Origin of the sequence: Trichlorobacter ammonificans, from assembly GCF_933509905.1 — a bacterium.
Classification (GTDB): domain Bacteria; phylum Desulfobacterota; class Desulfuromonadia; order Geobacterales; family Pseudopelobacteraceae; genus Trichlorobacter; species Trichlorobacter ammonificans.
The window spans coordinates 1,617,960-1,629,278 of the sequence record NZ_OW150024.1 but is presented as its reverse complement, the minus strand read 5'-3'; the positions used below and the strand labels follow the sequence as shown (position 1 = coordinate 1,629,278).

Here is an 11,319-nt window from a genome sequence, read left to right as displayed (position 1 = left end):
GTGACTACAGCGGACGGTCGAAGGACGGTTTGAGCAGCAGATGCTTGTTGTCCAGAATTTCAATCTCACCGGCCTGGCTGAGCCGTGACAGCAACCTGCTGACGGTTTCGCGGGTCAGTGCCGTATAGTCGGCAATATCCTTGTGGGTCATCTTGAAGGGGATGATCAGGCCCCGCTGGTCCTTGACGCCGTAGGTGGAGCTCAGGTAGGCCAGCACGGCACGCAGGCGGGTTTCGGCGTCGCTCAGGCTCAAGACCCGCAGCATCATCCAGGATTCCCGCAACCGTTCGCAGAGCAACGTAATGATTTCCTTCAGCACATTCACATTCTTCATGAAGTACTGCTCGAAATCGGTCTTCGAGATCAGTCCCACGGTGGCGTCCTCCATGGCCACGATGGTGGCGGGCTGACTCTTTCCATCCAGCAGCGTCATCTCACCGAAAAAATCCCCCTTCTTGCGGATGACCAGAATCTGCTCCCTGCCGTCGGGGTGGGTCCGCACCACTTTGATTTTCCCGGAAAATATGACGTACATGTAGTTGCGGGCGTCGTCCTCCATCAGGATGACCGAGCCCTTGCGGTATTTCCGCTCCAGGATGATCTGGCACAGCCCTTTGCGTTCGTTGGCCAGCAGACAGGAGAAAAGCGGAATATGTTCGAGCATTTTGATATGGCTCGGCGTGGAACGCATGCTGCACCTCGCGGGCCGCGCCGCGGTACGCCGCGGTCGTCGGTCAGTGTTCCTTCAACGTGGCATTGGCCTTGTCCGTCACGAACAGCCGGAAGAACTGGTCCATACCGTGGGTCGCCCGCCGGCCGGTCTTGACGACCGCCTGTTCGTCCGTTTTGGCATCCAGGGCGTCGTAGAAGAAGCGGAAGGTGTTCCGGCCGTCCCGCTTGGCCGCGTACATGGCCATGTCGGCCTTTTTCAGCAGCGTTTCGATGGTGGAGCCGTGCAGGGGGTACACCGCCACGCCGATACTGGTGGTGATGTAGGTCTGCTGACCGACGATGTTGAACGGTTTCTGGAAGACTGCCTTGATCTTTTCGGCAAACGTGATGATGTCCTGGATCGAGTTGACGTCGTTGACCACCACCACGAACTCGTCGCCGCCGATCCGTCCCACCGTATCGTACTGCCGCATACATTTCTGCAGTTCCTGAGCCACGTTTTTCAGGAGCAGGTCTCCCGAAAGGTGGCCCATGGTGTCGTTGATTGACTTGAAATTGTCCAGGTCCAGGATCATGACCGCCAGCAGTTTGTTGTTGCGGGCTTCAAAGGCAAGTCCCTGCTTCAGGCGGTCGAAGAGCAACACCCGGTTCGGCAGACCGGTCAGGGGGTCGTGGCTGGCCCGGTGGCGTAACTGCCGTTCCACCCGCTCCCGGCGCACGATCTCATGTTTCAGCTCCTTGATCGTATCGTTGAGCTCGTTGTTGAGGCTGGTGATCACGTGCTCCGCAGCCTTGAGCTCGGAAATGTCGCTCATGGAGATGATGCAGGTGGTGGTGCCGGGGAATTTCCTGATGTTGACGTAGACGATCCGCGAATTTCCCGATCTGTCGGTCAGCACGGCCTCGAAGTGCCGGTGGATGTTGCCCGTTTCGGTGAGGGCCTGCTGCAGGTACTCCTCGATGGTGTTCCGCTCGCCTTCGCTGAAATACTCGCTCCAGTGCTTGCGATGCTCAACGTCGGTTTTCGGACAGCCGGTCATGTGTTCGAACTCTTCGTTGACCATGACGATGGTGCCGTCGGGAGCGATCACCAGCATGGCGTTGTCGCTCGCCTCAAAAATGGTGCGGTACTTGATTTCGCTTTCCTTCAGTTTTTTCTCGAATCTGTGCTTGAAGAGCGCCAGTTCGATGGCGTGCTTCAACTGATACAGCTCGTACGGTTTGACGAGATAGGCGTAGGGGTCGGTACATTTGGCCTGGTCGAAGACGCTGTCGCTGGTGTTGGCGGTCAGGTAGATGATCGGCATGTCGGTCTGGCTCCGGATGGTGGCGGCTGCGGTGATGCCGTCGATTTTTCCGCCCAGGGAGATATCCATCAGGATCAGATCCGGCTTCTCTTCAAGCGCCACCTGGATCGCCGCCTCACCGGTCTGCACCACGCCGGCGATGTCGTATCCCATCTGGACCAGCGCCTGCTTCAGGTAATCCGCGGAAATCTTTTCGTCTTCAGCCAGGAGGATTCTTGAATAGGTGGTCATGTCATACCTCCGTTGTCATGGTTTCCGGGCAACTCTGTTCTCACCGTACCCCCGCGGTGCAACCACGACAACGCCAGTGCCGCATTGGCGCGAGTGGGGTGCTGAGTCACTGCAGCAATATGCGTGCCACGGTGTAAGTTTCTTATTTTCATGGACAATCCCCGGTTTGATCGCTGCTGGTCCCGGCAAAGCGTAAAGACGCCCGACAGCAGGATTTCCTTTTGGCTGACAGGGACTCACCAGCCGCTGTTTTCGGAACCGCCGGCGGCACGCCAGGCAACACAATTAACACCGGTCACATTCTCTACACCTCCCGCCAATAACGGTCTTTCCTGTCTTCCCGGGAGCCTCATCCCCGGCGCCATGCCAGAGCTTAACACCGGCACCACTTTGTGAACCTTCTGTAATGGCCTGATTATATTGGTGATGCCTGCGGTTTTGAGAATGGCACGCTCTGTGGATTGCTAGCGGTGTCCCATGGACATCGCCGTTTGTGTTCACAGGCTGTCGGCTGGTCGTACCTGAAGGGGGCTTTCGTGAAGATACAACACCAAGTACTGCTGCTGGCGCTGGTCGCCGTCATCTGGGGATGCACCGGCAAAACCGGTGAAGAGCTGCTCGCGGAGGGGATGCAGGCCCTGCGTGAGGGAAAGTCGGGAAGCGCCATTGTCCTGCTGCGCAGTGCGCTGGACAAGGAACAGAACAATAGCGAGGTCCGCTACCAGTTGGCGCACGCCTACGTTGCCGAAGGCAAGTTCGAGCTTGCTGAGCGCGAATACCTCAAAGTACGGCACCAGAATCCCGACCGCGCCGCCATCGCCCTGGATCTGGCGGGGGTATACGTTCACCTGAAGAAGCCGGACCAGGCCATCCTTCAGGCCGAAGAATACCTGGCCGGCAAGCCCGATTCGGCCGACGCCCGTGAGGTGATCGGCAAGGCCCATGCCATGAGGGGGGAACTCCGTGAGGCGGAGAGCAGCCTGCTTCAGGCCTGCCGGATCGAACCGGGCAAGCAGTCCGCCATCCTGGCGCTGGCGTCTTTGTACCTGCGGCAGGAACGGGCGGAAGAAGCCCGGACGTTACTGGGGGGCATCATCGCCAAGACCCCGCTGCACGTGAAGGCCAACAATCTGTATGCGGAGGCCGAGCTGGCCCTGGGCAGAAAGCGGTCCGCCCGCGCGATCTATCAGCGGCTGGTGGATGGCAACCACGACGACTACCAGGCCCTGTACCGGGCCGGCCTGCTGGACCTCGAACTGGGGGAAACGGCACAGGCAGCCCGGACCGCCGATACGTTGGTCTCCCGGTTTCCGAAACATGCCGAGGGATACCGCCTGAAGGGGTTCGTGCTCTTTGCCGCAAAGCGGTATCCGGAGGCGATTGCGGTGCTGCAGAGCGCCAATCGGCTGCAGCCGACCATAGCCGGCTACTATTACCTGGGACTCAGTTTGTTCGGCACCGGTGACCTGGAAACAGCACTGAACCAGTTCCGGCTGATCCTCGACCGGCAGCCGGATTTTCATCAGGCACGGATGATGACCGGCGTCATCCTGCTCCGGCAGAAACGGATCGACGATGCCGTTGCCGAAGTGAGCCGTCTGGTGGAGGCCGATCCGGGCAATGCCCTGGCCCACAATCTGTTGGGAAGCGCCTACATGGCAAAGGGGATGTATGTTGAGGGACTGCGGGCCCTTGACCGTTCCATCGCCCTGAATCCGGGGCTGATCGATACCTATCTGAAAAAGGGGATGATCCACCTGAGCCAGGGGAAGGTGGGGGCCGTTGAGGCCGATCTCGCCACTGCCGTGAAGACGGCGCCGGACGCGGTTCACGCCCGTCTTATCCTCTCGGCGTTCCACCTGTACCGGAACAACCATGCCAAGGCCCTGAGTACCCTTGGCGAGGGGCTGAGCGATCAGGTAACGGATGCCGCGCTCCACGCCGGCATGGCCCGGATCCTGTTTTCCGAACACAGGAACGCCGAAGCGATCCGCCAGCTTCAGAAAGCAAAGGAGAAGGATACGAACAGTATTGATCCCTATTTCTTGCTTGCCGATCACTACACGGTAACCGGCGATGCCGACAAGGCACTGGCGGAGTACGGAGCGGTGTTGCGGAAACAGCCGGCAAACCTGCAGGCCCTGCTGCGCATGGCCGCGCTCCTGGACGACCGCACGCGTCACGACGAGGCCCGCGCCCTCCTGCTGAAGGCCAAGGAATCGCGCGAACCGGCGGCCTATGTGGCGCTGGCCCATCATCATGAGCGGGGAGGGCGCCTGCAGGAAGCTCAGGCGGTCTATGCCGAGGCACTGGGCGTTCTGCCCCGCTCCACGATCATCCTCGAGGAACAGGGGCGCCTGTACCTGAAAAACGGTCAGTATGCGGAGGCATTGAAGAGTTTCGACGCCATCGAAACCATCTCTCCCGAGGCGGGCATTCCGCTGCTGGTTGCCGCCCACCGCTCCCGGAACAACCGGGCCGAAGCGATCAAGGCGGCACAGCGGGCCATCGAAGCCAAGCCGGCCGCTTCCTTCGGCTATCTGTTGCTCGCTTCTCTCTACGCCGATCAGAGTAACTTCGATCCGGCCATGGCGGAGTTGAAGAAGGCCATGGACCGGGATCGCCGCAATCCCCAGCCGGCGCTGGCCCTGGCCGGACTGCAGGCCAAGGCGGGCAACCATGATCAGGCCCTGGCCACCTGCAACACGGTGGTCCGCACCTTTCCCCAGTACGCCCCCGCCTATGCAGCTTTGGCCGGCATCCTGGACGCGCGCGGAGAAAAGAAGGAAGCCGTGAAGCAGTACCGTGCGGCCCTGTCCCTCGCCGGTTCCTATCTCCCTGCCCTCAATAACCTGGCGCAGTTGTGCGCCGACGGCTTCTGCGGCAGGGACGAGGCGCTGCGGCTGGCGGAACGGGCCAGCGCCATTGCCGGCGACAGTCCGGAAGTGCTGGACACCCTGGGCTATGCCCTTTTGAAAAACGGGCGGCTGGATGAGGCACTGACGCAGTTGCGCAAGGCCGAGGCCCGTCTCGCCGGAAATCCCACCATCCAGTACCATCTTGCGCTGGTCCATGCGGCGCGCGGTGAGCAAAAACAGGCTGTGGAGCGTCTGCAGGCGGCGTTGCGCTCACCGGAATTCGATGAAGCGGCGCAGGCCAGACGCCTGCTGGCGAAGCTCAACTGACGTCTCTGCGACCGGAGCGGCACCAAGGAGGCTCCCATGGAACTGCACAAGAGAATTCTGCTGCTGGTAACCGGCGACATTCTGGCCGCCATGCTGGCCATTCTGGCCGCCCTGGCCATTCATCGCTCGGCAGTTCCCACCGTTGCCGACTTCATGGGGGTCGGCCTCTACCGGATCGCTCTCTTTGTGGCCATTCTGGTGTTTCTCTCCTTCCTGGCCGAGATTTATGCCAACCATCACCAGCTGGTCACCAGCGAAATCGCCTTCAAGATCGTCTTTTCCCTGGGGGTGGCCTGTCTGGTCTTCTCCTTCCTTTCCCATGCCTATCCGGACGACCCCCACGGCAACAACCTGCTGGTATCGGCGGTCATTGCCTTCGGCATTCTCCAGTTCCTCTGTCACGTGGCCTATCGCCTCTATGTCAAGTGCCGCGGCTTTGCGCGCCGGGTGCTGATTCTCGGAGTCGGTCCCCTGGCGGGACGGATGGGGGCGATCATCCCGGCATCGGACGAGAACTACGTGCTGTCCGGCTACGTTCAGTGCGCCAACGAGGCTACCCACGTGCCGCCGTCCATCATTATCGAGAACACCGGCAGCCTGTACGAAACCGTCAAGCGGCAGCAGGCGGACAAGATCGTGGTTTCCCTCTCCGAGCGGCGGGGGGTGTTTCCGATCCGGGATGTGATGGCCTGCAAACTTGATGGCGTCGAGGTGATCGACGCGCCCACCTTCTACGAGCAGGTGACCGGCAAGCTCTTCCTGGAGGGGATGAATCCCAGCTGGATCATTTTTTCGGACGGCTTCAAGGTCGGTTGCCTGCGCAAAGTGCTGAAACGGGGCATGGACATCTGCTGCGCCGTCACCGGCATCCTGCTCACCGCCCCCTTCTTCCCCCTGATCGCCCTGGCCATCAGGTTGGATTCACCCGGCCCGGTCTTCTATCGCCAGGAGCGGGTGGGGGAGAAGGAGAAGCCGTTCTGGCTCTACAAGTTCAGGACCATGCGCAGCGATGCGGAAAGCGCCACCGGTGCAGTCTGGGCGCAGCAGAACGACAGCCGGGTAACCCGGGTGGGAGCCTTCTTCCGCAAGTCCCGCATCGATGAGCTGCCCCAGTTCTTCAATATCCTGCGCGGGGACATGAGCATGGTGGGGCCGCGTCCCGAGCGCCCCGAATTCGTCAACAAACTCAAGGAGTCGATTCCCTATTACTCGGAACGGCACTTCGTCAAACCGGGCGTTACCGGCTGGGCCCAGGTCCGCTACCCCTACGGCGCGTCGGTGGAGGATGCGCTGGAGAAGCTGCGCTACGACCTCTACTACATCAAGAACCTGACCCTGAGCCTGGATCTGATGATCATTCTTGAAACGATCAGGGTCGTCCTCTTCAGGAAAGGAGCACGGTAGGCCTGTGCCGGGCACCGTGCGGACAACTGACACAGCAAAGGAGAATACGATGAAACACTGGGTGACGATTGTGCTTGTCTGGTGCCTTGCGCTTCCCGCCGTTTCCCGTGCCGACGACTACGTCATCGGGGAAGGGGATGTCCTGGATGTCTTCGTCTGGGGGGTCAAGGAGTTGAATGTGACGGTCAAGGTGCGTCCCGACGGCAAAATTACCATTCCGGGGCTGGGAGATGTGCGGGCCAGCGGCTACACACCGCCCGGCCTCCAGAAAACGGTCGGAGAAAGCCTGAAACAGCTGGTGAAGAATCCCAACGTCACCGTGACGGTGCGTGAGATCACCAACAGCAAGGTCTACATCTTCGGCGGCGGGGTCAAGTCGGCGGCCTACGACTTGAACCGCAGAACCACGCTGCTGCAACTGCTCTGCAACATCGGCGACGTCAAGACCGCCGACCTCCGGCGAGCCTACGTGCTGCGCAAGGGAAAGAAGATCAAGTCCGACTTCCACCGGCTCTTCATCGGCGGGGACACTGCCGAGGATATTGCCATCGAATCGAACGATGCCATCTATATCCCGCTGTTGGCGGACAAGAGCATCTACGTGCTGGGCGCCGTCAACAATCCCAAGTACATCGAATTCCGGGACGGCATGACCGTGATGGAAGCGGTGCTCGAGGCCGGCGGGTTCAGCAAGTTCGCCAAGCAGAATGAGACCACGGTGCTGCGCAGGGATGGCGATAAGGAAGTAATGCTGGCAGTCAGGGCGAAGGACCTGCTGAACGACGGCGACCTGAGTCAGAATCTGAAGCTCAAGCCCAATGATTACGTCATCGTCAAGGAAGGGATGTTCTAGCCGTCGCTAATTTACTACAGACAGTCTGTCGAGGGGTGTCCCATGAACCACGCATCGGATTTCGACTACAAAAAGTATCTGCAGTTGATCGTCAAGAAACGCTACCTGTTCGTGACCCTGGCCCTGGCCATCATGGCGACGGTCACCGTTACCAGCTATCTGCTGCCGGAGCGGTTCGAGGCCAGAAGCACGGTCTTCATCGAGAAGAGCGTGATCAGCGAACTGGTCAGGGGGATCGCCATCACCCCTTCCTTCGAGGACAAGGTGCGGGTGCTGGCCTACGCCATCCGCAGCCGCGCCCTGCTGCTCAAGGTATTTGACGATCTGGACATGAACGTGAACAAGCAGAACAGCGCCCAACTGGAAAAATTGGTCCGCGAGGTCCAGGCCCGCACCGACATCAAGCTGAAGGACCGGGAGGGGCTCTTCATCATCTCCTACACGGACAAGGACCCCCGTATCGCCCGGGATTTCGTCAATACCCTGGTTCGTCGCTACATCGAGGAAAATATCACCTCCAAGCGGGAAGAATCCTACGGCGCCACCAAGTTCCTGGCTGAGCAGATCGCCGATATCAAGGCCAAGCTGGAGGAGTCGGAGGCGAAACTGAACAGCTACCGGCGCCAGAACAGCGGCCTGCTGGGCCAGAGCGAGGCGATGACGGCGGCCGAGATCAACGACGGCCAGCAGCGACTGGACGAGATTTCCGTCAAACGGCGTCAGCTTGAACAGATGCAGCAGCAGGCCCTGCGCCATGATCCCCTGGATGCCAAGCTGGCCCAGTTGCAGAAAAAGCAGCAGGAGCTGAGCCTGACCTACACGGACCAGCATCCCGAGATCGTGGAGGTCCGCAACGAAATGGCGGCCATCAGGGAGCAGCAGCGCTCGGGAGCAGCCCCTGCCCTGCGGGCGGCCGTTACCTCCCCCGAAGCCGACAAGATTGGCATTGAGCTGAACAGCCTGCGTGAGGCCGAGAACAACCAGCGCCGTTTCATCGCCTCCCGCCAGTATCTGCTGCGCAGCGTGCCGGCGGCCAGGGCCGGGCTGGAGGAGCTGGAGCGGGAGCGGAACAGCCAGCGCAACCTGTACGAGCAACTGGTTGCCCGTTACGGTCAGTCCGAAGTCTCCAAGCAGATGGAGGTACAGGACAAGACCACCACCTTCCGGGTGGTGGACCCGGCCATTCTGCCCACCAAGCCGGTCAGCCCGCAACGGGTAAAGATCATCCTCTTCGGCATCGTCGGCGGGCTGCTGGCCAGTTTTGCCTTCCTGGTGCTGCTGGATCATCACGACAAGTCGGTCCGCACGGTCCGCTCCCTGAAATCCCTCGGTATCAGGATTCTGGCGGTGGTGCCCAGCATTCCGGACCCGGCGGCCATAGCGGCAATCCGCAGGCGGGACAAGTGGTTCTATGCCGTGGCAGGGGCCTGTTTCCTGGTGATTGTGGCAACCGTTCCGATTGAACTGATCCGGTATCTTTCCGTGGACATTTTCAGTCCGTCCGTGATCAGACAGCGCCTGGTCCAACTGACCGGCGATACCTTCAAATAGGGAATTAGGGCCGTTTGCCCGCATCAATTCTGAAAGGATACGGATATGAGCAGAATAGAGGAAGCATTGGAAAAAGCCGCACGGCTGCGTGTCGAGGTGACCTCTGACGTTTCGGCCCCCCGGGCTCCCCGGGTGCATGTGCCGCCCCTGCCGGAGAGCAGGCTGGAGCTGACGAACCAGTTGCTGGTGACGGCCAATGACCCCCACACCCAGGCGGCGGAGGAATACCGCAAGCTGAAATCGGTGATCGTGCACCTGACCAAGACCGAGGCGTTCCTGAACATGCTGATGGTGACCAGCTCCGTCAGCAACGAAGGCAAAAGCATTACCGCCGCCAACCTGGCCTTAAGCCTGGCCCAGGAGTTCGATCACACCGTACTGCTGGTGGATGCGGACATCAGAAAGCCGAACCTGCATACCTACCTGGGGGTTGAAAACAGGGTAGGGCTGGCCGACTGCCTGCTGGACAACGTGGATGTGAAGGATGCGCTGGTCCATACCGGCATCGGCAAGCTTTCCTTTCTCTCCGCCGGTCGCTCCATGCCCAATCCGGTGGAGATGTTCACCTCGCAGCGGATCAGGGATTTCTTCCTGGAGATGAAGAACCGCTACAACGACCGCTACATCATCATCGATACCCCTCCGGTGCTTCCCTTTGCGGAAACCCGTTCCTTAAGCACCATCGTGGACGGCATCATCCTGGTGGCCAAGGAAGGTCTGGTGACCCTGCACAATCTCGAAGAGACGATGGAGTGCCTGAAAGGGAGCACCATGCTGGGGGTCGTCTACAACGAGGCGGCCACGGAAATGCCGGTCGACCGCTACCGCTACGTTCGCGAAGCCAGCGCCTGAGCAGCGTCCGGCAGGGCCTGCGCACAGGAAGAGGCATGAGTGCCGGCAGTGTGCAACAGCCCGGCAAGGAGACAGGGTATGTATGAAGCCTTTTTCAATCTGAAGCAGAAACCGTTCGACCTGCTGCCGAACCCGGACTTTCTCTACATGAGCAGTTCGCATAAGCGGGCGCTCTCCTACCTGGATTACGGCATCAGGGAGCGGGCGGGGTTCATCCTGCTTACCGGCGAGGTGGGATCCGGCAAGACCACCATCATCAGGAACCTGATCAAGAAGAACCTGGACAACGTGATTCTGTCCAAGGTCTTCAATACCCGTCTCGATTCCGACCAGTTGCTGGCCATGATCAACGACGACTTCGGGCTGCCGGTGCAGAACAAGGACAAGATCACCATGCTGCGCGAGCTGAACGCCTTCCTGATCGAGCAGTTCGTCAAGGGAAACCAGGCGGTGCTGATCATCGACGAGGCCCAGAACCTGGATCATGAGCTGCTGGAAGAGATCAGGATGTTGTCCAACCTGGAGACGGACAACGCCAAGCTGCTGCAGATCATCCTGGTGGGGCAGCCGGAGCTGCGCAAAACCCTGGCCTCCTCCTCCCTGATTCAGCTCCGCCAGCGGATCAGCATCAACTGCCATATCCAGCCGCTGAGCCCCAACGAGACCGAGCAGTACATCCTGCATCGCCTGGAGCGGGCCGGAGACCGCGATGCGGTCCGGTTTTCCCAGGAGACCATCAACATCATCTACACCTACAGCAGGGGGGTCCCCCGCCTGATCAACATCATCTGCGATTTCATCCTGCTGGCTGCCTACGTGGAGGAGAAGACGGTCATCGACACCCCCCTGGTCCAGGACATCATCGGCGACCTGGATTTCGAGTACCACTTCTGGGGGAGCGAGTCGATGGACGGCCACATCATGAAGGAAGCGGCCGGAGAGCCCAGCACGTTGTCGCCCCGCAACGAGCAGTTGTTCACGGCCATGATCGGTGAAATTCACCGGCGGCTTGATGCCGTAGGCAAGGAATCGGAGCAGACCAGCCGGCGGCTGGTCGAGGAAATGACCACGCGGATCGCCGAGCTGGAAAACACCGTGCGGTCACACCAGGAGAAGACCGGGGAGCTTATCCGGAACATGTACGGCGGGGAGCGTCACGCGGCCAGCGGTGGACAGCTCAGCGGTTTTCCCGTTGCGGAAACGTCACCTTCTGCTATGGGTACCATATTCAGCCGGATGTTCAGGCTCTAATTTCCTGAAGGGG

General features: G+C 60.3%; 8 protein-coding genes. 6 read left to right on the top strand and 2 right to left on the bottom strand.

Features of this window, described 5'->3' with window-relative positions:
• Window positions 1–4 precede the first annotated feature (4 nt).
• Together RAK07_RS07405 and RAK07_RS07400 are read right to left on the bottom strand one after the other, a co-directional pair.
• Window positions 5–691 (bottom strand): Crp/Fnr family transcriptional regulator, encoded by a 687-nt coding sequence (locus RAK07_RS07405; RefSeq protein ID WP_305732196.1) that lies wholly within the window; start codon window positions 689–691, stop codon window positions 5–7.
• A 43-nt stretch (window positions 692–734) separates the two neighbouring features.
• A complete protein-coding gene (locus tag RAK07_RS07400) occupies window positions 735–2,210 on the bottom strand; it encodes a diguanylate cyclase domain-containing protein (RefSeq protein ID WP_305732195.1) in 1,476 nt (491 codons plus the stop codon).
• A gap of 536 nt (window positions 2,211–2,746) precedes the next feature.
• Between RAK07_RS07400 and prsT the strand changes: the two genes are divergently transcribed.
• From prsT to RAK07_RS07370, 6 genes are all read left to right on the top strand, one after another.
• Entirely contained in the window at window positions 2,747–5,395 is a 2,649-nt protein-coding gene (gene prsT / locus RAK07_RS07395; protein ID WP_305732194.1) for an XrtA/PEP-CTERM system TPR-repeat protein PrsT, read from the top strand.
• Between the two features lie 36 nt (window positions 5,396–5,431).
• The gene (locus RAK07_RS07390) at window positions 5,432–6,799 is read left to right on the top strand and encodes a TIGR03013 family XrtA/PEP-CTERM system glycosyltransferase (protein WP_305732193.1); all 1,368 of its coding nucleotides are present in this window, start codon (window positions 5,432–5,434) and stop codon (window positions 6,797–6,799) included.
• 49 nt (window positions 6,800–6,848) lie between these two features.
• A complete protein-coding gene (locus tag RAK07_RS07385; protein WP_305732192.1) occupies window positions 6,849–7,652 on the top strand; it encodes a polysaccharide biosynthesis/export family protein in 804 nt (267 codons plus the stop codon).
• A 42-nt stretch (window positions 7,653–7,694) separates the two neighbouring features.
• The gene (locus tag RAK07_RS07380) at window positions 7,695–9,203 is read left to right on the top strand and encodes an XrtA system polysaccharide chain length determinant (RefSeq protein ID WP_305732191.1); all 1,509 of its coding nucleotides are present in this window, start codon (window positions 7,695–7,697) and stop codon (window positions 9,201–9,203) included.
• 45 nt (window positions 9,204–9,248) lie between these two features.
• On the top strand, window positions 9,249–10,055 hold the full coding sequence (locus RAK07_RS07375) for an XrtA-associated tyrosine autokinase (protein ID WP_305732190.1): 807 nt from the start codon (window positions 9,249–9,251) through the stop codon (window positions 10,053–10,055).
• 78 nt (window positions 10,056–10,133) lie between these two features.
• Entirely contained in the window at window positions 10,134–11,306 is a 1,173-nt protein-coding gene (locus RAK07_RS07370; RefSeq protein ID WP_305732189.1) for an XrtA/PEP-CTERM system-associated ATPase, read from the top strand.
• The last annotated feature ends 13 nt before the right edge of the window (window positions 11,307–11,319 follow it).

Excerpts from the sequence above, each read along its gene's own strand:
- RAK07_RS07405 (WP_305732196.1), bottom strand. The coding sequence starts at position 691 with ATGCGTTCCACGCCGAGCCATATCAAAATGCTCGAACATATTCCGCTT.
- RAK07_RS07380 (WP_305732191.1), top strand. The coding sequence starts at position 7,695 with ATGAACCACGCATCGGATTTCGACTACAAAAAGTATCTGCAGTTGATC.
- RAK07_RS07370 (WP_305732189.1), top strand. The coding sequence starts at position 10,134 with ATGTATGAAGCCTTTTTCAATCTGAAGCAGAAACCGTTCGACCTGCTG.
- RAK07_RS07390 (WP_305732193.1), top strand. The coding sequence starts at position 5,432 with ATGGAACTGCACAAGAGAATTCTGCTGCTGGTAACCGGCGACATTCTG.
- RAK07_RS07400 (WP_305732195.1), bottom strand. The coding sequence starts at position 2,210 with ATGACCACCTATTCAAGAATCCTCCTGGCTGAAGACGAAAAGATTTCC.
- RAK07_RS07375 (WP_305732190.1), top strand. The coding sequence starts at position 9,249 with ATGAGCAGAATAGAGGAAGCATTGGAAAAAGCCGCACGGCTGCGTGTC.
- RAK07_RS07385 (WP_305732192.1), top strand. The coding sequence starts at position 6,849 with ATGAAACACTGGGTGACGATTGTGCTTGTCTGGTGCCTTGCGCTTCCC.